Consider the following 22818-nt stretch of genomic DNA (forward strand, 5'->3'; position numbering starts at 1 on the left):
TATTTATCCTATAAATAGTCATTTATTGTAGATTAGTGCTTCGCATTATTGCATGTATTTCATGTGTTGAATTATTTCATTTTAACTTTATGTATGCGGGACCAAAGCATGGTCTATTACACAGTAAACAGCGTATGATGACAGACATGGTTCCTACAGGAGAACTATGTCTTTTTTTTGTGAAGATTTATAAAAATGTGTTTTGGAGGATGGGGCATGTCTACAAATACTCATTTCATTGATGTTCTTAAGCGTTGTAAGCAGTCTTCGAAGGAAGCTGTAGAGAATCTTGAGGGATTCAGTGAATTTAAAAAATATATGCATGTTCAAAGACCAATGGAAAAGGAACTTGAAAACTATATTTTAAAAGCCAATCAAACAAATGAACCACAGTTAATATTGGTGTGTGGCGGAGTGGGCGATGGTAAGTCACATATCTTATCTTACTTAAAAGATAAGTATGATTTCTTAGCTGATCCAGAACGATTTTATTTACATAATGATGCAACGGAGAGTTTCTCTCCTCGGAAAACTTCAATTGAAACGTTGGCTAAGGTACTAAAGCCGTTTTCAGATCAAGAGATTGGTAAGAGTGGGAATATAACTATTGTTTTAGCCATTAATCTTGGCGCTCTAAATAATTTTATTGATGCAGAAGAAGGAAAAGAGTTCACTCGGCTCAGAGAGTTTGTACATGCAAAGAGGATTATGGAAGCTGTGATTACAGAAGAAGTGTCTCAGGATGATCACATTTTCAAATATGTGAATTTTAGTGATTATCATATGTATGAGTTAACAGAAAATGGCCCCCGTTCTAGTTACATTAGAGGGATTTTACAAAGAATTACTCAGAATACTGAATATAATCCGTTCTATAAGGCTTATCTCAGAGAGAAGGCTGAATATCCTGAATTGACTTTAAAGAATCCTATTGTTCAGAATTATGAGTTATTACAGTATGAGGATATTCAAGACAAGATTATTGATTTATTGATTCAAGCGATGGTTAAAGAAAAGCTCATTATTTCGACTCGTGCTCTTCTCGATTTTATTTACAATATCATTGTTCCCGCTTCGATGGATAACATAGAGCATGAGAAGTTGATGCAGGTAATCAAAAATCAAGATTTTCAATCTTATACGTCATGTCTACTTCCTTTTCAGCTATTTGACCGTGAGGATGCATCTGCCATACATCAAGCCATAAATCATATTAATCCAACACAATACCGAACTGAGTTACTCGACGAGCACTTAATAGATTTTAAATCTAAAAAAGACGGTGCGTATTTGTTTAGTCAATTTATCGACGTTAATAGAACATCGTATTTTGCAAAATCTCTTGTTCCACACTCCCCGTGGAAAGAGGAAGACAAAAAGAATAATTCTTTTCGAAATGAATTAGTTAAGTTGTTTGTATACCTATATTATTTAATACCTAGAGAACAACACGATTCATTTAAAGATCGGGTCTATGATCAATATATGCAGTACTTATTTTATTGGAATAAAAGAACTTGGAGTAAGCTATCCAAACTTTACAGAGAAGACGTTCGAGATGCCATTTATAAATGGAATGGTGAGGGACATGGCGGGCTTATTTATGTTCAAATCGGACAACCACAGACACAATATTACGCTTTACAAAAACTCGAAATTGAACCAGCACTTGAGCGAGTTGAACCAAGGGTAGAAGAGATATTGATGAAGTTTTTGCCAATGTTAACAATCGCCTTTAGACCCAAAGGGGGAAATCCAGTCGAGATCGATATTGATTATTCATTATATTCATTGCTGATTCGGATCAAGAACGGTTATCGACCCAATAAGAAGGACAAGTTTCAATACATCAAGTTTGTTGAATTTATAGACCAGCTGAGTAGTAGAGGAAATGACAAAAACGAGCTTATTTTTGAAAGCAAAAAGTTTGGTAAGTCCCAGCGGTATAGACTGACTTACGATGATTTATTCGACCAATATTCATATACGGAGATGTGAAAATATGGAGTATAAGTTTCATTTAGAAACCATCATAGATAAGTTTAAATTTAATTCTTCTATTAGGCATAATCCCAAAATACCTGTTGAAATCCTACCTTATAATACAAAATTTAAAGAAGTTCAATTTAATCTTAAGGAAGTAGTAAGTGAGTTTTTGCGTCTGGTTGGACAAAAGAAAATATCCTCAGAAACTAACCCAGAACAATTAATCGAAACTGTACTAAAGTCAATTGAGTTTAAAGATATAAATCAAAAGAATGAATTCAAGCAGATGATTAAAACGTTATTCATTGACGAGAACAACCAACTCTTTTTATTCCATCCGCTGACCCTTTATTACATCAATACCGTTGAAAACGAGAACAGAAAGCTGGCTGAATTTCTTTATGCAGTTCTGTGGAATGGGAGAGCTGCATGGGAGATTAATAAAGACGAGCATCAAACAGATGACTTGATGAGTTCGTTGATATTCAAAGCTTTACCGGAGTTGAAAAGTGAGGAGTCACAATCCCAGAAATTTTCTGCGTTAATACCAGAAATTTCGGAATTATTTGCTATAGATTTTGAATGGCTCTCCACAAAACAGGATTTATTTACTCAACAATTTGAAAAACTCCTGTCTTACTATTATTTTTTCTATGTAACTCAATTGTCACGTAGAAATGAAGCACTGTTTGCCACATATGAGAAGAGTGTAGTGCCGATCTATTTTACGTTTGAAGAAGAAGAAAAACTATCGAAAACAAGAGTCAGTTATGAGTATGGTTGGAAAAACATTGAAAGATCGATTAATCGTATGTTTACTCATGTGAACTTCCTGAAGATGCTTAATATTTCAGTAGAGGAAACAGGCGAGTTGCTTTCCTATCATGAGATTGCTGAAATGCTTCGTTCAGGTACATATGAAGAAATCTCTAGGATTGAAGAAGCTATAGATAAGGTGATCGAACAATATGGTGAGGGTCTATCCGATGTGAAGTGGAATCAAATGAATTTAAATCCCGCCAATTATGACCTAACGGTATTAAATAAGCTGTCTACGTTATTTCAGATGATTGACTACCAGTTTAATAATTCATTTCGCTCCAAACCTTACAATGAATATAAGATGTGGTTTACACATTTTTGTCAGAGAACATTCCTTAAATCTAGGGGGAGATCTGGAAAGATGTTAATTCTGGATACAGATTATTTATTATTCTTTACTAAAGTTATCATTAAAGATGAGCCTAAAATCAGATTGAAGAAACTATTTGAACAATTCGAAGTGAGAGGAATTATTTATGATAGAGATACTCAAGTTTCCATCATTGAGTATTTTGAAAAGTTGAATTTGCTAGAGAAAAAAAGTGATAGTGGGGATGCTATTTATGTCAAAGCATTTTTATAGTTATCTTGCTCATCTGGTAGATCGTTTTTTGAGCGAGGTCAATATTCAGGCAGGAGAAAAATATCATATTCAATTTGAACGTGATGAACAAGTCGTAAATCTAGTAAATCAAATTAAAGACATTAATCGAGTTAGTCCGTTCTCAATGTCAACTGAGGATGGATTTTATCAATCTCAAACTCTAAATTATGATCAAACCAAGGTATTAATTGCATCAAATATTGAGGAGATCACGCCAGACTTTCTTACAACATTACGGAATAAAGTTGGCACACATGAAAAACCTTTTGAAGATCTGGCCATGCTTTTAATCCACAATTCAAACTTAGATAGTTTGGTTCAGGGAATGACTTCGTTTGCAAAAGAAGGTATGCCTTTCCACATTGATTCAATTGAAAAAGATTTGCAAGAAATGATGAAGCAAACCAATCTATCCTCAGAAGAGAAACAAATTCTTAACTTCTCAATTGAGTCAATGAAAGCCCAACAGGGACTTCATGAAAGAGTAAACTTATTTGATTACGAAAATATACTTACTGTGCTTAACAATGAGAAATTAGAAAAGCATGAATATAAAAACTTTGGACTTTTTTATGATGCCGAACTTTTTAATACGCCTAGAACTCCTAAGGAAATTAAAGAGAGACTGAAGGAAAACCATTCACTCTATAATGACGTTGAAATAGCCCATCAATATGGTTCTGCTGAAGTCAGTCTGGAGCGGCACTTTGATGATCAGGGGGTTAAGATTTTATCGGAGTCTGAAACGTGGCAGGAAGTTGATTTTGGTTCAGTACGAAGATCGAATCAAAAGAAATTAGAAGGAAAAGGTCTAGAGTATGTAGAGGTTGGTAAGAAGATGACTTTGGAAGGGTTGGAGTATTGGGAGAGAGCCGATGGCGAAACCAAGAGTAAGCAACGTAAACGAAACATTATCGTGTTCAATCCTGACCAAAAAGAAAATATCACGTTAGAATTCACATTTAATGATTTTATCAAAAATCAGTACATCAATGAAACTAAAATTAAACATTCGATACTGACGGAGCAAGCAGGCAAAAAGATCCGTGTACACTTAAAGCATGAAGTTGGACAAACTACATTTTATGGTGTGAAATACAAAACAGAGGTATCTCCAGCTTACGAATTTAGAATTACAGTGGTTGAGACACAGTCCAAGCTTCTTCAGACGATACAAACGGCCTATGCCATCACGTTATCAAAATCCAAGAGTTCGTATATTTTAATTAATTCAGATGCGGAACATTGGTTTTTCAATAAAGATGCATCAGAAATCACTCAAGTTAATTTAACAGAATCTCATAGCACATTTGAGATTACTGAGAACCAGGAATTAGAAGTATCTCGTAATGATGAGAATAATAGTGATGAAGAAATGATTTATTTTAATATTCAACTTCCTCACACAAGTATTCCATTTGCTGTGCAGGATTTAGTTGAACGTCCTGTTCCTATTGGTGGATTTAGTGTGTGGAAGCTAAAGCGTGAAAAGCAAGAACACTTTACCTATCGCATAGAGAATGAAAAGATGAAGATTGTGCAAGGCACGAGGGAGACTTATGCTCAAGGAGAATTTAAACGTAATTTAGAGAGGGAACGAAAACTCTTAGAAACCAATCATTTGTTTTTTCTAGAAGATAGTTTAGGAGAGATGGTTCCTCAAGCGATCTCAGTTTCTGAACCTTTAAAAGAGGCATACTGCGATTTATTGCGATACTTCAGGACTAACGGTTTACTCCCGAGTTTAGCATATTTTGATAAAGATTATACTGCACTAGCTCGTAACTATATAGATGTGTACTTACAGGAGCTTGAACAATTACAAAACGGACAGTCATTAAACCAGACCCAAAGAGATCTTGTTTTGATTGGAACGATTCAGAAAAATCACATAAATCCAGAATGGATATATACACCATTACATCCTCTTCATTTAGCGTACCAATTACAATTAAATCAATTGGTTGGTGATGAGTTAATAAATGATGAATTGTTGCATTCCATGAGACCTACTAATTTATTGCCGTATGTTAATTTCACTTCCAAACTCTATAAGGCAATTGAAATGATTGATTCATATGAGTGGGCTTCTTACATGGATCAAAGTTTACCAAGATTCGAGTCATCCAAAACCTTTGTGAATAAATTGGTTCAAGAAAAAATCGAAGAATTTACTGGTCATTTTGGATATCTTTTTGAATTAGATCGTCGAGCTCCGCTTAAAATTAATACGATTAATATGGGAGACTGTCAGGAAATCCTTCAAGGTCTTTTTGAATACTACAAGAAGCAACTTAAAGATAATTTGGAAAAAGGGAATCTACTCCCTATTGAAATTCACATCTATGCTGAAAAAGGAATCAACAATGTTTTTGAGGAGATGTCACAATATACAGATGCAGAAGAGATAGCCAAACAGTTCAATCTCAAATTGGAATTGGATGGATATCACGCAGAAGAATTGTTAAATGTTTTCCGAGACAAAGTGAAGTTTTATTCTAAAAATGTGGATACGGATCGGTACGAGTACAGTCATGTTACTTTCTATCAGATGAATAAAATCGAGCAGATTGCTACTAGCAATGCTTCAGAGATTATTACGGGAGTTTCCTTATTCGGACTTGTTTCAGGTATTCCTTCTGTATTCATCAACGAAGATTACAAAACGGGATTCGGAACGAGATATTATCCGACACAAGAAGCTCCACTATTGAAAATGGTACCGAAATTAAATTCTTTACTGAGAGTTGCCCGAACTCTTGATAATTACCAAGAGGATATTAATATTGTTACTGCGATCTCTGCTGATCATAAACAGCAACTAGATCAAGTCTACGATTCAGCCCATTGGGTTACTTTTATTGAGCCAAAAGTAGACCTGAGTTTTTTCAAGAATAGTGATGCTCAAAAAGAGTTGCTTGTTATTCATTACAGTGATCAATATACATCTTCTAGTGGTTTTGATGCGATCACTGTTACCAGAAGATCTAAACAATATCAGCGATTAATTAAAGAATTCCTTGGACATCAAAGGCTTTATGTAGACGATCATGTGTTGCCTCCAATTATTAATTTCTTTAATGCGATTAATGGGAATTGGCTGCTTCGTCTCTTAGCTCAGAAAAATTATTTTCCAAAGGAAAAAATCAGTATTCTTTCTGCGGTAAAACTATCCCTTGCTGCATATGCACATAGCGATATTATATGGATTCCAATATCAATGGAAGAAATTCTTAGAATTTCAGGTGGAACTGGCCTAAGACAATCTGAAGGTTTATTTTCCGCTAAAAAATTGGGTAGATTCGGTTCCTATAGTGATGATCTGTTATTGATTGGAGTCGAACCTTCTGAACAAGAGATGTTTGTTCACCTTTACCCCATTGAGGTCAAAATAGGATATAACGGTGCTAACGTGCAAGATAAAGCGATAAAACAAGTAAAAGAAACCAAGCAGCTATTAATGGAGTTCTTAACAGGAGATGAGAAGAATTTTCAAGCTGTACTATATCGTAATTTCTTTATTCAACTAGCGATTGCAAGTGCGGAGAAAATGAAGCTCTATTCAGTGTGGCCTGAACAATCATGGAGTCAAATTACGGACCATGATGTTCGCGAACGTCTTCTTAATGATAAGTATACGATTGTAGATAAGTTAGATCAGTATATTGGTCAAGGTGCAGTAATCTCATTTAAGAAGGATGTCGTATTTACCGATATCAAAATGAACGATAATGTGATGATCTATGACTATCCTGAACAGAGTGGATATGAATTCATACTCAAAAGTGTTGAAGAGATGAAGGAATATATACAGAGTAATCAAGGGGATTTGTCCCCTGAGCAATTGCTGAGTAATTTATATAATTCTTCTAAACAGTCTGGAATGACTCAGGTTACCGACCAGGTGTTACTTGTTGCTGAAACTCGTGAGCATTATGAAACAGGACTTGGTGAAGTAGCAGCTACCACGCACTTAGCTGATGATCAACCAGTTGAGTTAGAACCTGCTGGAGATTACCATAGTTCTGTGAATCATCAAGAACCGATGAAGCCGCTTGAAGTTTTGTTTGGACATAATGCAACTTCGAATGAAGAGGTTAAATGGTTTCCTACTTCAACGGATAAAATTATGCACACCAATACAGGAATCATTGGAACGATGGGAACGGGGAAAACACAATTCACGAAATCATTGATTACGCAGTTAAGTCGTAATAGCTATGATAACGTGAATCAAACTCCCATAGGTATTTTGATTTTTGATTATAAAGGTGATTATATCAAGCCTGATTTTACTGAAAAAACAAATGCTAAGGTATATAATCTATTTCATTTGCCGTTTAATCCCTTATCTTTGTATATGGCAGAACCAATAAAACCTTTATTGCCCCTTCATACAAGTAACTCTCTTACAGACACAATTGTAAGGTCTTTCAACCTTGGACAAGTTCAAGCAATTACGTTGAAGGATTTAATGATGGAGGCATACGCCAATAAAGGCATTATAAAAGGGGATCCTATGACTTGGAATTTACCCGCCCCCACTATGAGTGATATATACGAACTTTATGCTGGCAAAGAAAATTCTAAAATTGATTCCCTGTATGCGGCACTGAAAGAGCTATATGAAACCGAAGTTTTTGAAACGGATTCCTCCAAAACTATCTCATTGTTCGACATGATTGATGGGATCACGGTAATTAATTTGTCTGGATACAGTGAGAGTATTCAAAACCTTGTAGTATCCATTACACTCGATGTCTTCTACAACCAAATGCAAATGTTTGGACATAGTGCAATTGATGGAGCTTATCGTGAAATTACGCGAATGATCTTGGTTGATGAGGCGGATAATTTCCTCAGTAAAGACTTTACTTCGATTAAAAAGATTCTGAAAGAAGGAAGAGAGTACGGTGTAGGCACAATCTTATCTACACAGTTCTTGAGCCATTTTTCAACATCAGATAACGACTATGCGAATTACATTTTGACCTGGATTGTGCATAATGTGTCCGAAATGTCTGCCAAGGAAATTCGAATGGTGTTTAGCACTCAGAGTAAGTTAGAAGAGGATAATATTATGAGCCGGATTAAATCGCTTCAAAAACATTACAGTATTGTGAAGGCTGGATCAGGGCAACCGGTTTGGATGCGGGATAAGGCATTTTGGGAATTGTAATAATACCATGGAGTTGTGCTACTTAAGCACAACTCCAAATAAGAACATGAAGAGAGGGAATTATATGGGAGTAAAGCTTGATGTTGTACCTTATAAATGGAATGATCATATGTGTTATATTGGTAAAGTAAGATATAGGGAACTGGAAAGTATAGTGGATATTCGATCAGATATCTCAATGAATAGAAAGATAGATGAGAGGAGAGTAGATAAAATAAAACAGTATATTTTAAATGATATACCAGCAACATTCTTTCCGCCCACTATACTTAATAGCAAAGCTGTAATTTCATATAAAGATCAAAATGTTTTGGAAGTTAAACGGGGAAGTTTTACTGTTATTGATGGGCAACACAGAATAAAAGCAATCATTTCACTTATGAATGAAATAGGAAGTGAGCAAAAAGATTTACTGAATAGAATGGAACTTCCCATTTTTATTGTTGAGGGATTAGAGGATTATCAGCATAGAGATCTTTTTTATATGATTAATGAAACGCCAAAAAATGTAGAGAGCAATGTCTCGGAACGATTTGCTCCCAAATTGGAAAATCTGTTGGGATTAAAGTTTATCTCAAACAATAAAATATTTCTTAATTGCATAGAATGGAATGAAAAACAGTCAAGGGAGAAAATAGTATATTTACATATGACGGACTGTATTCGAGAATTAAATCTTATCTTATATCCTTTATTAAAAGATTGGTTTGATTGTGATAGGGATCTAATTTATCAAGAGGTAGGATACTATAAAATAATTGAAGAATATTGGCTTCGTTATTTCGAATTAATTAATTCTCTTGAGCCAGATGAGCAAGGTTTTTATAGGAAGAAAATCACTTTAAGAGCATTAATTGAAAACTTATCAATCAGGATAAGAGAGAGTCAAGATGAATTACAAGCAAGAGTAGAGGATAAAGAAATCCTCATGGACCAAATAAAGCGAATTATTACAATTTCATTAAATGAAATGATTAACAGAATGCCAATTAGATATGCAGGAGTGGAGAATGTCCGGAAAGATGTATATAAATCATTAAGGAATTATCTTTATTTTAATAGCTTACTCCAACCATATTCTGAACAGATAAGAGATAACCTTATCATCCAGCAGATTTTGGAAAAAATCTTCGAAGCGTTTTATGATGAGAGAAAACTTTTAACTTTATCTACCATTGGACATGTAAACGACGAACAAATATTTGAGGAATATATCACAAAAATAATAACAAATAAAGAGGGTTTCATTGAATATAATATTAACGCAATTAAAGAAATAGCAGCTACTAAACAAACAATAATGGATGAGATTTTAAGATTGAGCAGAAAGGAAGAGTGACATGCCAAAGACTAAGAAGAGTTATTTAATGGGATATAAAGAATTTCAGACAAGTCTGGTTGTTTCGTGTAAACCAGGCTATAGTGAGAAGACTTTACACGATATATTTGAGACCGGAAATTTTAATGAAGAACTTCAAGTTCTACTTGATAAAGATAGTAATATAATATTTATTACAATGTATCCGAAAGATAACAAAGAAAAGAAGTTTGATACAAATAAAAAAAGATATTTAGAGAAAATAAAAGTTGTTTGTGATTACATTTCAATTATTTATGATAACCAAACTATTGATTATATGAGAAAAATTTCTGAAAGTGTATATGTATTAGAACGTGAGTTTCGTACCTTAATAGAAATTATTTTCTTAAAGGCAAAAGGAGCAACTTGGTATAAAGATTATTTCCACAATAAGGAAAATGAAAAGAATAGAACGATTAATCGAGATAATATTTTAGATCTAATTGATAATCCACTCGATAATTTAGATTTTGTCCATTTGAAAAATTTTGTGGAAGAAAGAATACGATTTTCTAGTTCTAGCATTTCCGACAGATTGAATATTATTGAAGATGTATTGACCTCAAATAATGCGATCGGTGGCACACGGGATGACATAGATACTATGTTAGATGAGTTGAATAAAATAAAAGAGCTAACATATTCTAAAAAAACAGAACTTAAAGTTTCCGAATTGTACAAACATATCACTTCAGATCTAGCAAAAGAGTGGGGAGAGCTTTACAATTTCAGGAATCCTTGGGCTCACAATCATTGCTTGATGACAAAGAGTGATCTTGTAAAGTATGAGGATCTAGCCTCTTCAGTGTTGAAGAAAATAAGAACTGAAATAACTTTATTGAGTTTATTGAATTCAGACAAAGAATTCGTGTTAGGAAATGATAAGTTGAAACTTTCCATAGCTCATTTTCCGAGTTTAGGAACTTCATTCTGTAGAATGAAGTTGGAGTTTAACAGTAGAGGAACTCAGCATATCTTGGAAGTTCATGAAGCTACATATGTGGAGTTTTTCGAAATTGTTGGTATATTATCGAAATTCTCCGAATTCAGCGATAGCCTCGATTTAGAACATCTTAAGATGAACCCTTTTATTTTAAATAAAATTAAGGAATATGGTAATAAACTTTTCTGTGATGAGGAGTTGTTGTCAAAGATAGATGATAATCTCATAGAACTAGAGAAGTTATTGAGTGAATATGATGAGAAATATGAACTAAAGAAGTTAGAAGGAGCAATGTTCACCATGAAAAATGACGTCGATCAACTTTTGAATAAAATTTTTAAACAAAACTGATAAAAGGTCACGAGTTAGAGAATCATGAACTAATCTCTAACTCGTGACGAGAGTTACTTAATCTCACTAAATAAGTCCAATTCAGCTTCGCCTATATCAGCACTCAACGTAATTCTTATTGTCTGACGAACCTCTTCCAATGTTTTCCCAGCGGCACTTAGGACGTGGCTTGGTTTACTCGAACTGCAAGCCGAACCGGAAGAAAGTGCGATGAAGTTAGATAATTTCTTCAGCAACAACTCATTGTTTACTCCGATAAATTGAAGGCTAATTAATCCTGGAATTTTGTCGTGATTGTCGCTATTAAAAGCAATCTTGTTACCTAGATTAGTCTTAAGTAAGTCAACAAGATAGTTTTCTAATTGAGTTAGACGCTTGACGTTTTCCTCTAGCTTCTGTGATGCTAGCTCAGCAGCTTTTCCCAATCCAACAATATTGTGTACAGCCAGAGTTCCACTCCGATAGTTGTTTTCTTGTCCTCCTCCGTGAAGTAGGGGCGTTAAGCGAGTGAAAATCTCTTTAGATTGTTTCCGAATGATGGCGGCTCCGATTCCTTTGGGGCCGCCTATTTTGTGTGCTGACATAGAGAGGAATCGAATTCCACTATGCTTCCGCAAATTAACTGGTATTTTACCTATAACCTGAGTTGCGTCAGTGTGGAAGAATAAATTATTAGCTGTAAACAATTTAGAAAGTTCACCAATCGGATTCAATGACCCAATCTCATTATTTCCCCACATAAATGAAGTAAGAAGAGGCTGGAGTTGAGTAACTGTTTCTTTGACATTTTGAAGATCCACTCTTGCAAAAGTATCGACATCAAGGAACCTCGTTTTGTACCCGCGTTCACCCAAAAATTCTACTGTTTCCAGTACAGACGGATGCTCAGCAGAAGAAGTTAGCAAATAATTAGAAGAGCTACCTTTAGGACTGTAATAATCAGCTACACCTTTAATAATCATATTGTTACTTTCAGTAGCACCACTTGTAAATACAACCTCGTCTTGATCGCATCCTAATAGTTGAGCGACTTGTTCACGTGCTGTGGCTACAGCTGCTTTAGCGTTCTCTGCCAGAGAATAAAACTTACTGGATGGATTACCATATTCCTCTTGAAGATAGGGAAGCATTGCTTCCAAAACCTCAGGATGGATCTTAGTTGTGGCGCTATTATCCAGGTATAACATTGGGATCACTACTTTCGTTAGATTAACAAATTACGAATCAATTTTTCGTAATTTCCTGCGCTTTTATACTCTGAAGCCAAAGCGCGTATGCCGCGTTCCAGATGAGCGTTAAAATAAGAAGGAAAGAATTCTTCATCTGTTAATTCGCGACCAGCGGCTTGTGTAACCATTGCACGAAAGGCGTAATCAAACTCTCCTGTAACTGTGCTCCGATTCAATACAAGACCATCTGTAAAATCTTTTGTAATAGGTACAATTGGATTACTTGAGTCATTATTTCTCAGAGATAGAGCAACTGCATACCGGATCAAAATGTTGGGAGTAATACCGGTTGAGGCATGAAGTTGTGTTAGTGTCTCTTTAGCATATTTGGATGTTTTTAATGTAAAGTTCATGAATTTTGTCCCGCCTCTCTAACGATATCAAAGTAGCGGTCTTTTACTATTACTGCGCTTTCTTGAGAGGCATCATATTCTAGCGTGTAAGAACGAGCCGTAATCTCTTCAATCACATGAAACTGTTCTGACGTGATTTCAGAATCGGTTGTGAACATAAGGACTTGTTCTCCACAACGCGGGATAAAATGTTGAATAAGGGACTTTTTGTGGTCCTGGTCAAGTCTTCCCATGAGGGTATCGAATACAAACGGCAGTTTCCAACCTGAAACTCTAAACATAGCTATTATTACTGTTAACATCAGCATTTCTTTTTCACCAGCAGAAAGACGTTCTTTTGAAATTTCTTGGTTCATCAAGTTATATAGCTTTAATTCGAAAGTCGTGTGATCAATATGAATTCGTTTTATGAAATCTTTCTTACGGAAGAGTACGTCAATCATACGCACAGTTTCATTAGCAACGTCATCAAGTTTTTTACGCCATTGGCGTTCTCTAAAACGTTGACTAACTTTTAGTAATTTCTCAGTCATTTCATATGACTTTTCAGATTTATGATATTCTCGAATCTTGTCTTCTACTTTTTCTTTTTGCAGTATTTTAGCATGCAAGCTTTCAGACAGGGCTTGAATTTCAAATTCAATTTGTTCCATCATCATATTGTGTTGCTCAGCTTGTTTTGTTTTCTGTTCAATTCGTTCCAGAAGTTCTTTGAATTCGCTGGCTTGATCATTCGTTTCTAATTGAGTCCTTAATTCTTGAGATTCTTTTAACAAGATAGCATTTTCATCAAAACGGCTAACATATTCGGTTACATTAAGTGCTTGAATTTGTTTATTCAAATTATGAATCTCGCTACGCTGCTCAAACGATGCACGATGAATTAATTTGGTTTGATCGGGTTTTATTAAATTCAGTAGACCTTCAAATACAGATGTTACTTCACGTTCATCAACCTCTTTGCTTGGCCCAAGTACATTATTAAGAAGAGAAGCTAGCTTTTCTTCTACTAGTGAGTTTGCAACATAATCGTATGACTCAAATTGTTTTTCTCCATTTAGCTGATGATATACTTGTCTGAGTTGTTTCCTCGCTATAAAGAAGGGAAGAAGAGATGAGACGAAATGCCGTACATGTTCTGAATTCGTTTTGCGTTTGTTCTCAATAACGTTTATTCTAGAAACAATTTCTTGTCTTTTTTCCTGAAGTAAGCCACCGTGAATTTCGAAATCCTTTTTATCTTGTTTAATAGCATCATTCAGATTGTTTATCTCTTCTTCATGCAGCACTGTAAGCTGTTGTTTTTCGTCGATTGTTGCTTTGAGTTGATCAATCTCCATCTCGAGTTTTTCATACTGAGCAACTTCTTCTGCTGCACTGGCATTTTGCTGAGCATATTGTATTCGGTATGTGTTCAAATCCTTTTCCAAATTTACGAATAGATCCAGATTAAATAGAATCTTACCTGACTCTTTCAAGTACTCTGGAATTTTTTCTTCAGAAACAATACGCGAAATATCCTCACCATCAAAAAGGCAAAGTTCAAATAATTTTGGAGGCATTTCTTCACGTAATCGACTTTGGAAATCAGAAGTTTGTTGAGCAGATAAGAATTGATTATCACGTTTAACTGCAAAACTCTCACGAATACGATCATTTTTTATTCGCCAGCTTCTTACTAATGAATATTCATGTAATTCGAAATCCTCAGTGGAACTGTAATCAAGAGTAATCTGAAATGCGTCAGTCACATTCTCATTAATTGCTTTACGATTCAGTAATGTTCTAATTTTACGATAATAAGGTTCATTCTCAGTAACAAAACCATATGCCATAGAGCCAAATAAAACGATTCTTAAAGATTCTAGTATTGTCGTTTTACCAGCACCATTTTTCCCACCAAGTAGTATTACGTTACGGTTAGTCGTTGTACGGAAATCAAATTTATTGAGCTCTCCATAGTAAGCACCTATATTTCGGAGAGCCAGTTTTTGAATGTGCATTGATTATTTATCCACCTTTATAAATGTAAGAAATCTTGTCTGAGTGTTTTATCAAATGCCTGGAATAGTCCTCTTCTTACTTTTACACCGGAGTATTCTTTCTCAACAGATATTAATTCTTTAAGAAGGTTAAGGTTGACTCCTTCTTCTTGACAAAGAGATTCAAGATCGGTAACTTGGTCTTCTTTGAATACAGGACGATCATTTTGATGCCAATCGTAAACTATACCTGTTTCTTCTTCGACGATCAGAGGAAGTCGATCTTCCCACTGTAGGTCGTCATGCCAATATTTCCGAATCGCCTTAAGCTCTTCAAATGTGATTAATTCAACGTTAGGGTCATGCATTTGGCGAATTTCTTCTTGAGTTTGTAATAATTTTCGAAGAATTTCTTCCCGAGCTTTCATTGTGAAAGGACCGACGCCAAAACGTTTAGGAAGAGCATCTGGATTCTCATCATCAACGATTAAAATATCCAATTCCTCCACAGAAGCAAGGTTAATTTTATTTTCTTCAATATAATGCTTCATTTCAGATTTGTAGATTCTCGGATGACTCAAATCATCAGGATCTATTCCGCCTAAATTTGTTGTCAGATAGACTTCGCCATTCATACGATGTTTTTGTCTTTTCGTACGGTCTTCACGTATTTGAACAAGGAAATTTCTAAAATCATATAATGGACGTAACCAATCTACACCGTTATTAATAAATCCGCTTAACGCCTTATCTTCATTAACAACTGTACATGTCCAACACCCAAAACGACTGTTTCCACAAGAACCTGCACTTTCTTTTATCTCTTTGTCTACCACGAGAGGGCATTCACTACTTGAATCTTGATAGAGCTGAAGCAGTTCATTATTATCATCGCCCCATGGTGACTCATACTGCAATAAAAATTCCCATACATCATCAAGAGTGTAGGAGCGAATCGGAGCAAAAACAAATGCGTTTCGAAGTGTAGAGTGACGCATTAAATTTGAACCTTCTATAGTATGAGACTGCATTACTCCTGCTCTTGTAGAACTTTCGGAATCTCGAACTCCTAGTAACATAACCACTTCACCAAACTGATCTACTTTATCAAGAATGAAGCGGTTAGCAGGCTCGATTTTCAAACGATCCGTACACCATCTGAACTTTTGACGAGGAGTAGGATAACCTTTTCCAATAATAGAGGCCCAAAAGGTTTGCTCAACTTTTGGACGTACCTTGTGTGTTTCAATAGGCAAACCTACAGCGAGTGCTTTATTTTGTATGCGTCCAAGAGTTCGCGTGATTTTGTCTATAATTAAAGGAGTTTCTACTTGAGTATCTGATGAAATGACGTACACTTTTTTCTTCAGAAGAGAAGGTTCTAGCTCAGATAAGGCTTGAAAGACTAGTTGTACAACTGCCGTTGAGTCTTTTCCCCCACTGAAACCTACGACCCAAGGCTTCTCATCTGCTAAATAGACTTCTTTGACTAGTTCTTTGGCTTCAACGAACTTGCTTCCAGTATTAAATATATTAAACATCAGTAGATGTACCTTCTTTTATTTTATTTTCAATTTTCTGCTCGGCTTCTGTTAAGGGGAGCCCTAATTTAAATTTTATGAGATTTGCAGTCAATTGAATGGTCTCATTTGTCTTGTTAATACGTCCGGTTTGTCCATAAGCACGACCTAACCAATCCGCTTTATTATCGCGGCTCCAGTCGATTTTGGATAGTTCTTTTACGTACAATTCCCATTGATCTGCATGATAACGATAAAGATAGTGCCCAACTATACCAATAGCTTCGAGAAATACACCATGCGCTACAACCGAACCAATACGAAGATCTCTTGGCGAGGTTCGCTTATTGAGTACATCTTGCCATTCCAATATAGAAACACAAAGTAGAGCCCAGAACTCAGAAACAAATTTTTTCTCCGGTTCTGAGATTAACTCACCTTTGCGCTTACCTAACAGTTTACAGATCGTATTGAAAATGTGATTCAGAGCAAACAATTTAGGAGAGTTTTTGGACAACGACACTTTCTCACGATCCGTATATCGCTCCAATAAAGGAATTTCATTAATTAAACTTTTAGTGATCAAAGATAGTTGATCACGGTGATCGTATAGAATTCCGATTGAAGATGTGGTATTCACTGCATGACGATTCAAATCCGAAAACATTTGCTGAGAGCGCAGAAGTCCAAGGTCATGAAAGAATACTACGGATATTGTTTCGTCACCAAGTTCAGGCGAAATTTTGAGAGCTTCTTCAATAGCTGCACGTCTATGTTGACCGTCATTAATGAGAAATTGAGCATCTAAAGAAATATTCAAATAACCAAGATCTTTAAACTCTTCTGATTGTGGCTGGAAAATTAGCTCGCCGTTTACTGATGCAGTTAACGAAGAGAAAATATAATCTTTAGGATTCTCAAGAATATAGTTCGTAATATCCGGAATTCTTGATTTATTCATTAAACGTTGTGCACGGTGGTCGGCCGGAATTTCCTCCTCATCAAAAAGGAATATCCGAGGTATTAATTTCAATGGGCACATTACTGTATAAAAATCTCTTCCAGCTTGAATCCCGCGAATCGCTGGAAAACTATAACTGAAGTTCATAGGCATCCCCCTGTTTTACGTACGTAATAACGTAGAATGTATATTGATTTTATCGTAAGACGAACAAATGTTCAATGTCTAAATTACATAATAAAGTAAATATAGTACGTAATTACGTGAATAAAAGATGAAGGAATAATGAAAATAACGAGGTAACATTCCGGTCGTGTACGATCGGCGTGCTCCTCGTTATTTTAGTTTTTATCATAAGTATCGAAGATCTCAGTAATTATATTAAGCACCATTAAAATGTGCTTAGGTTCATGGGTTCTTAATAGAGAAATGATCTTAGTAATATTGGAATCATCCTGCGAGAGATCTTCACGCTCCTTAACGTATGTAAACAGTTCATATACACCGACATCTAAAGCGGCAGCAATCTTTTCAAGATTTTTTAAAGATATATTTCGTTCTGCTCGTTCAATAAAACCAATGTAACTTGGATTAAACCCCGCATTTTCAGCTAATGCTTCTTGAGACAGATCTCTAGATTTTCTTAGATCTCTTATTCTCGCGCCCACTAATTCTAAAAGTTCGGACATATGAACACCTCTCTTTAATTAGAAGTGTAGAGAAAGAATCATCGTTAATTAACCGATAGATAATAAGTAATTTGTATTTAAAACTACTATGTAGTAATATTTGTTTGTATCTTGCCCAAAAGTTTTAAAAAATTATGCAGAGTGTTCAAATGTAGTGTGGATTCTAAACTAAAATATTGAGGAGTTGATTACCTTGAATCACGCTTACTCCTACACGAATCGGCAGAATGATGAATTTGAATATCAACGACTTTCCCAGTATCACATCAAACTTGCTGCAATTATGCATAATCACAATCAGTTCAAAGCCTGCCTGATTCTCTGCGATTGGGCTCTAGCCTCCATGATCAAGGCGCTTTATATCCATAAGTATCATTCAGTTCATCCACCCAAGGAACTCACCATGAACGTAATCTTGCCTTTAGTGCATACGGACACTGAACCCGGATTGGATATTGCCTTGTTCATCGGTACGATGCAACATATGTCATCCCTAGCAGATTACCCACATGACCAGCCAATAGAACTGAACAACATCGAAAAGCTTCTTCAACGAACAGAAGAGATATTGGACGAGTTAACCACTCGATTGAAGGATGATTCATCAGAGTAAGATGTTTTTTTTATTGATCATATGGGTTAAATGTTTGATTTATCTGTGTTACGCTTACAAGATGACATCATCCAAATAAAGGATATATGATGCAGAGAAAACAAAGGAAGCTCTTTGCTTTGCATCTGGAAAGTAGGTGTACATTTTGAAAAGAGTGATTGCTATCGCGTTTTTTATATTATCTATATTGGAATTGGTCACTTTAATCCTAATTGGTAAAAGTATGATGAATGGGTATATGGAACCGAGTACGTTTAGAGAGATGATTACATTCCCGCTATTCGCTGCGTACCTCTCGATCTGGATGTTCTTTTCACGGCAAGAGTTTACCGGAGGACGAGTCGCGGGACAGATCAGTTTGACAGCGGCATTGTTGACTTTGTGCCCATTGGTGTGTTTATGGATTGTTTTCTATTAAATAAAGAGATTAAGAAGATTTCCTTTGAATTAGGACCTATGAAGTACGTTGTTGGAAATATTGTTATGGTGAGAAAGGAAAAATCAGGATGTTAGAAGGATGTATATACATCAAGCTTCTGCTAACATGGTAAAATCCTATTTCAAACGCGGAGAATGATATGAGTACAATTAAAGTAACACCGGAGGAGCTGCTGCATGTATCTAAACAGATCGAGCAGGGCAGGCAGCAGTTGGAAGGTATACGTAATGACCTGACTGCAAGGATCGGATTCATCCAGTCTCAGTGGGCGGGAGCAACGCAAGAACGATTTTTTTATGATTTTCAGCAGTCACGTTTTATACTGGATCGAGCACTGGAAAGTATGGTGAAGTCCTCTCAGGATCTAATGTCGATTGCCGAGAGATTCGAACAAGCGGATCAGGAACAGGTGAGCTTGGGGGCCATTGCCGGGCAGGTTGCTGCCCATAAAATGATGAACCACAATACAGGTAACATAGAGAACGAAATACGAATGGTATACAATCCTTTGTTTAGAGTTAACATGCCTGCCAGTGAAGCGGAGGATGGGATGCCAGGGCAAAAAGAGTTTGTTAAGTATTGGGAAAATGGTGGCAGTTATGAAGAAATGAGAGCTGGACCGAAGCAACCTGTGTCAAGTGGTGGGGATATATATGATGAACAGATCAGCGCATTTAAGGAAGGTCATCATCCCGTAACTGGAGAATCCATACCAGCATGGCAAGCAGCAGTTTCTATAGGAGGTCTACAGACTGCTAAGCTCGTATTGGCTTTTACTGGAATGTATAATAGGGGTTATAAGGTTCCGAAAGAAGGATTAGGATTCCCAAAAGGTATGATCGGTGGAAGAATTACAGTAAGTAATGAGAGAATTCACCATGCTTCACTTGGAGATTTTAATTCTAAAAATAGATTGATCAATGGTGGTCACGGTCAAGATAATATTAATTACTTACTTAAAAATAAGATCGCATTTAACATTACTAAAGAATATGAAAACGGTGTACGAGTTGGTAATATACCTAATCACAAAAATAAAGCAAAGCGAAGTGGAGAGGGCCAAGCATGGTTCCCTAAGGAATGGACATCGGAAGATATCAAAAAGTCAGGTGAGCATGTAGCAAATCTGCCTGAGAATAGAGTTAAGGGTGACGGTGAATGGATGTTTGGAAACTATAATAACGTTAGAGTAGGAGTGATCAAGAACGATGGACAGATCGGAACGATTACTCCAGATAACTCAAGACAACCGTGAGGAGAGTAAAACTTGGTAGACTACAGTGAAAAAGTTATCTCATTAGTAAAGAAGAGAAAAGATTTACACCCCGACGATCCAGCTATTCAAACGATATGGAATGAGATGGTAGACATTCTAAAAGAGAATGAGCAGAGCGCCATATCATTTCTAAATCAATGCGGAGAAGAAAATTTATATTGGCTGAGTGAGATATTTGAAGATCTATCTTCTGAATTCCAAAGTCCAGCATTTATAGATTGTCTCATTCAACTGCAAAAGAAGTATCCTGATCTGGATATGGAGCAGGATATAGAATATGCGATTCAATCCATTGAAGAATAATGTTAAAAACATAAGCCTATTTCAACTCCTATACGGAGTAGTCATGGGCTATTTTTATCTCCTCAATCCAATCGACTACTTTACAAAATCACCCCATCCCTTCAGTTGAAAGTATCCAAGCCCAAGAAGCTTAGGGCAGACGAAGATGATTTGTATTGGATCATAGATATAGATGGTGACTTTAACATAATTGGAGTGAGATGATGAGAGTTCAGCTTAAAGATACATTAGCATTACAAACCAATTTATCATTTGATCAAAAATATATCGTATTTGAAATAGAGTCTGCTCCTTCAGGAGATACGTATTACAGGATTGAAAATGATGCTATGCGGGTTGTTCCTTATGATTCGTCACTATTTAATGTAGTTTCAGATAAGTTAAATGGTGACTGGACTATCTTAGATAAGCCTAATCAATCATCAGCCAGATTGCCAAGAGAGATTGCATACATGACATTTTGGGAAGAGTTTTACAATGATGAACCCAAGGCTCTACGGGCGTTTAATCAATCTAAGGCTAGATTATATCTTGAAGAGTTAGATGATACCGAAATCAAAGATATTCTGGAGAGTAACAAAGAGGAAGAGATTTACTTTGTCTTAAATACGTTAATCAGGACGAAGTGTGACACGTTTACGAACGACATGATCCAGGTTGCCAAAAAGAGGCTGGAAGAAAATCGTTACTCACAGGACGACATGTTATTGGCTACATTTCAATATTTGAGTTTGTTTCAAGAAGAACATATCAATGAATTCTTTATATACTACTTGACCAACATCGAGCTTGGAAATGATGAATTAACAGAGATCGTGAGTAATTACTTTGCCTCATAACAGATATGGTGAGTGGATATGGGGCAGACCTTAAAGAATATCATCTTTGTTTTTAAGAAGAAACTTTTTGAGATGGTTACTTTTTCAGATGTAACAGGAATTTTTTTTATTGTTAATCATGATGGAGAATAAAAATGTGCTGGCAGGTAAGCAAGAATAAGATCATTGAAAGTAATCAGGAAAACATAGTTTTCAACAAATGAATAAATGGACTCTCAAGTGGGTGGCATGATGTCAAAAAGTATTTATATGAAGAACAAAGAAGAGGTGCTTGCACCGGAACTTATGGCTTATACCTTGGCCAAATTAGGTTCGTATGAATGGAATAGAACAGAGATGTATAATCCGAATAGGATCTATGAGAATCCTGCAGGTTTTTATTTTAGATTCCACAACTCTGATCAGCTTTACGAGCAATTAAAGCCTTGTATTCAGCACTTTAAGGGCAACCTTGAGTGGATGATCCATGTTAGTCCGTTAACCAATAACCAAAATTACGTTATTGAGCCGGCGGATGTACACTATGCTAAACAAACTGAGGCATATCAGGTGAATTTGGAACTTGAAGAAGTGCTTCAAGATTCATATAAAGAAATCTGTGAGCAAGCCATCCAGGACATTCCATTGTTATATAATCATATTGAGCAATGGTTCGACTTGAAACATAAACAACAATATCAACCTACAATACCGAATTAAAAACATTAGGATAGAATGAAAGAATTATATGATGTAAGAAGGTTTGGCTATGGAAAGTTTAGAAATTATTTTAATTGATTTTAACAAAAACAATCTAGATCGATTCATTAAAAATGATTTGAACATTCAGGTGGATCGGATCAAAAGTTCTCACTTTTATGATAACCGTAGTGAAAACGATATTGAATTTCAGCAAATAGAGAGCCTTGAAGAGATTCTTTCTCCTAAGGGAACGGGGAATATATTATTTTCTCAGCTTAACCTAGGTCATACCTATAACGACGTGATGATTGTATTTTCATTCGATGAGGAATTTGGAGATATCGTTATGAATTTTCCTGAAGAGGAGTTGTTCAGCGGAGAAAATTCAGAGACAACGTTAAATGCTCAGAAGTTAATAGAGTATATTCTTGATATTAAGAAGAAGTATGCAATTGAAAAAGTTAGAATCGGTTATGAACCAGCTATGGATGATGACACTTGCTTGGTCGAGATTGATAAAGAAATGATGGATACGAATGTTATTGTCTCGAAACTGTTGGCTTAAAACCCTTCTGAACCAGAGTTTGATGCAGAAAAATAGACATTAATAATGGCAGAAAGCCCATTTCAACTCGAATACGAGTTGAAATGGGTTATTTCTATCTCCTCATTCCAATCCAATTGCTTT

General features: G+C 35.7%; 18 protein-coding genes. 12 read left to right on the plus strand and 6 right to left on the minus strand.

Annotated elements, in window-relative coordinates; translation table 11 throughout:
* Nucleotides 1–216 precede the first annotated feature (216 nt).
* Genes dptF through NST38_RS05135 form a run of 5 tightly spaced genes read left to right on the plus strand, consistent with a single transcriptional unit; the run spans nucleotide 217 to nucleotide 11245 of the window.
* The gene (gene dptF / locus NST38_RS05115; RefSeq protein WP_341343826.1) at nucleotides 217–1998 is read left to right on the plus strand and encodes a DNA phosphorothioation-dependent restriction protein DptF; all 1782 of its coding nucleotides are present in this window, start codon (nucleotides 217–219) and stop codon (nucleotides 1996–1998) included.
* A gap of 4 nt (nucleotides 1999–2002) precedes the next feature.
* The gene (dptG, locus tag NST38_RS05120) at nucleotides 2003–3391 is read left to right on the plus strand and encodes a DNA phosphorothioation-dependent restriction protein DptG (RefSeq protein ID WP_341343827.1); all 1389 of its coding nucleotides are present in this window, start codon (nucleotides 2003–2005) and stop codon (nucleotides 3389–3391) included.
* Nucleotides 3372–8591: a DNA phosphorothioation-dependent restriction protein DptH gene (gene dptH / locus NST38_RS05125; protein ID WP_341343828.1), complete on the plus strand. Its 5220-nt coding sequence runs from the start codon at nucleotides 3372–3374 to the stop codon at nucleotides 8589–8591. The genes dptG and dptH overlap by 20 nt, the downstream gene beginning before the upstream one ends.
* Nucleotides 8592–8598: 7 nt before the next feature.
* Nucleotides 8599–9930, plus strand: a complete 1332-nt coding sequence (locus tag NST38_RS05130; RefSeq protein ID WP_341343829.1) for a DNA sulfur modification protein DndB — start codon at nucleotides 8599–8601, stop codon at nucleotides 9928–9930.
* A 1-nt stretch (nucleotide 9931) separates the two neighbouring features.
* On the plus strand, nucleotides 9932–11245 hold the full coding sequence (locus NST38_RS05135) for a hypothetical protein (protein ID WP_341343830.1): 1314 nt from the start codon (nucleotides 9932–9934) through the stop codon (nucleotides 11243–11245).
* 53 nt (nucleotides 11246–11298) lie between these two features.
* On the opposite strand, the gene NST38_RS05140 is transcribed toward NST38_RS05135, so the two are convergent.
* From NST38_RS05140 to NST38_RS05165, 6 genes are all read right to left on the minus strand, one after another.
* Nucleotides 11299–12432, minus strand: coding sequence for a cysteine desulfurase family protein (locus tag NST38_RS05140; protein WP_341343831.1), 1134 nt, complete (start codon nucleotides 12430–12432; stop codon nucleotides 11299–11301).
* Nucleotides 12433–12449: 17 nt separating this feature from the next.
* On the minus strand, nucleotides 12450–12827 hold the full coding sequence (locus NST38_RS05145) for a DndE family protein (RefSeq protein ID WP_341343832.1): 378 nt from the start codon (nucleotides 12825–12827) through the stop codon (nucleotides 12450–12452).
* On the minus strand, nucleotides 12824–14830 hold the full coding sequence (gene dndD, locus NST38_RS05150; protein WP_341343833.1) for a DNA sulfur modification protein DndD: 2007 nt from the start codon (nucleotides 14828–14830) through the stop codon (nucleotides 12824–12826). Before dndD ends, NST38_RS05145 begins: the two co-directional genes overlap by 4 nt.
* Before the next feature lie 17 nt (nucleotides 14831–14847).
* Nucleotides 14848–16350 carry a DNA phosphorothioation system sulfurtransferase DndC gene (gene dndC, locus NST38_RS05155; protein ID WP_127547359.1) on the minus strand — a complete coding sequence of 501 codons (1503 nt, stop codon included), beginning with the start codon at nucleotides 16348–16350 and terminating at the stop codon, nucleotides 14848–14850.
* On the minus strand, nucleotides 16343–17437 hold the full coding sequence (gene dndB / locus NST38_RS05160; RefSeq protein ID WP_338020314.1) for a DNA sulfur modification protein DndB: 1095 nt from the start codon (nucleotides 17435–17437) through the stop codon (nucleotides 16343–16345). The genes dndC and dndB overlap by 8 nt, the downstream gene beginning before the upstream one ends.
* A 194-nt stretch (nucleotides 17438–17631) precedes the next feature.
* Nucleotides 17632–17979, minus strand: a complete 348-nt coding sequence (locus tag NST38_RS05165; RefSeq protein ID WP_076332993.1) for a helix-turn-helix domain-containing protein — start codon at nucleotides 17977–17979, stop codon at nucleotides 17632–17634.
* Between the two features lie 193 nt (nucleotides 17980–18172).
* Here NST38_RS05165 and NST38_RS05170 point away from each other — a divergent pair, with 193 nt between their 5' ends.
* The 7 genes from NST38_RS05170 (at nucleotide 18173) to NST38_RS05200 (ending at nucleotide 22695) form a co-directional block, all read left to right on the plus strand.
* Entirely contained in the window at nucleotides 18173–18592 is a 420-nt protein-coding gene (locus tag NST38_RS05170) for a HEPN domain-containing protein (RefSeq protein ID WP_341343834.1), read from the plus strand.
* A gap of 238 nt (nucleotides 18593–18830) precedes the next feature.
* Nucleotides 18831–19010 (plus strand): hypothetical protein, encoded by a 180-nt coding sequence (locus NST38_RS05175; RefSeq protein ID WP_341343835.1) that lies wholly within the window; start codon nucleotides 18831–18833, stop codon nucleotides 19008–19010.
* A 160-nt stretch (nucleotides 19011–19170) separates the two neighbouring features.
* Nucleotides 19171–20286 (plus strand): WXG100 family type VII secretion target, encoded by a 1116-nt coding sequence (locus tag NST38_RS05180; RefSeq protein WP_339285724.1) that lies wholly within the window; start codon nucleotides 19171–19173, stop codon nucleotides 20284–20286.
* Nucleotides 20287–20298: 12 nt separating this feature from the next.
* Nucleotides 20299–20610, plus strand: coding sequence for a hypothetical protein (locus NST38_RS05185; RefSeq protein WP_047841781.1), 312 nt, complete (start codon nucleotides 20299–20301; stop codon nucleotides 20608–20610).
* A 203-nt stretch (nucleotides 20611–20813) separates the two neighbouring features.
* Complete coding sequence (locus NST38_RS05190; RefSeq protein ID WP_341343836.1) at nucleotides 20814–21449, plus strand: hypothetical protein; 636 nt, start codon at nucleotides 20814–20816, stop codon at nucleotides 21447–21449.
* Nucleotides 21450–21656: 207 nt separating this feature from the next.
* A complete protein-coding gene (locus NST38_RS05195; RefSeq protein WP_341343837.1) occupies nucleotides 21657–22148 on the plus strand; it encodes a hypothetical protein in 492 nt (163 codons plus the stop codon).
* A gap of 49 nt (nucleotides 22149–22197) precedes the next feature.
* Nucleotides 22198–22695, plus strand: a complete 498-nt coding sequence (locus NST38_RS05200; protein ID WP_047841784.1) for a hypothetical protein — start codon at nucleotides 22198–22200, stop codon at nucleotides 22693–22695.
* The last annotated feature ends 123 nt before the right edge of the window (nucleotides 22696–22818 follow it).

Source organism: Paenibacillus sp. FSL H8-0104 (assembly GCF_038050215.1).
Taxonomy (GTDB): Bacteria; Bacillota; Bacilli; order Paenibacillales; family Paenibacillaceae; genus Paenibacillus; species Paenibacillus amylolyticus.

Bases quoted from the DNA above. Each gene is read 5' to 3' on its own strand.
- dptF (WP_341343826.1), top strand. From the start codon at position 217: ATGTCTACAAATACTCATTTCATTGATGTTCTTAAGCGTTGTAAGCAG.
- dptG (WP_341343827.1), top strand. From the start codon at position 2,003: ATGGAGTATAAGTTTCATTTAGAAACCATCATAGATAAGTTTAAATTT.
- dptH (WP_341343828.1), top strand. From the start codon at position 3,372: ATGTCAAAGCATTTTTATAGTTATCTTGCTCATCTGGTAGATCGTTTT.
- NST38_RS05130 (WP_341343829.1), top strand. From the start codon at position 8,599: ATGGAGTTGTGCTACTTAAGCACAACTCCAAATAAGAACATGAAGAGA.
- NST38_RS05135 (WP_341343830.1), top strand. From the start codon at position 9,932: ATGCCAAAGACTAAGAAGAGTTATTTAATGGGATATAAAGAATTTCAG.
- NST38_RS05140 (WP_341343831.1), bottom strand. From the start codon at position 12,432: ATGTTATACCTGGATAATAGCGCCACAACTAAGATCCATCCTGAGGTT.
- NST38_RS05145 (WP_341343832.1), bottom strand. From the start codon at position 12,827: ATGAACTTTACATTAAAAACATCCAAATATGCTAAAGAGACACTAACA.
- dndD (WP_341343833.1), bottom strand. From the start codon at position 14,830: ATGCACATTCAAAAACTGGCTCTCCGAAATATAGGTGCTTACTATGGA.
- dndC (WP_127547359.1), bottom strand. From the start codon at position 16,350: ATGTTTAATATATTTAATACTGGAAGCAAGTTCGTTGAAGCCAAAGAA.
- dndB (WP_338020314.1), bottom strand. From the start codon at position 17,437: ATGAACTTCAGTTATAGTTTTCCAGCGATTCGCGGGATTCAAGCTGGA.
- NST38_RS05165 (WP_076332993.1), bottom strand. From the start codon at position 17,979: ATGTCCGAACTTTTAGAATTAGTGGGCGCGAGAATAAGAGATCTAAGA.
- NST38_RS05175 (WP_341343835.1), top strand. From the start codon at position 18,831: ATGGAACCGAGTACGTTTAGAGAGATGATTACATTCCCGCTATTCGCT.
- NST38_RS05180 (WP_339285724.1), top strand. From the start codon at position 19,171: ATGAGTACAATTAAAGTAACACCGGAGGAGCTGCTGCATGTATCTAAA.
- NST38_RS05190 (WP_341343836.1), top strand. From the start codon at position 20,814: ATGAGAGTTCAGCTTAAAGATACATTAGCATTACAAACCAATTTATCA.
- NST38_RS05195 (WP_341343837.1), top strand. From the start codon at position 21,657: ATGGACTCTCAAGTGGGTGGCATGATGTCAAAAAGTATTTATATGAAG.
- NST38_RS05200 (WP_047841784.1), top strand. From the start codon at position 22,198: ATGGAAAGTTTAGAAATTATTTTAATTGATTTTAACAAAAACAATCTA.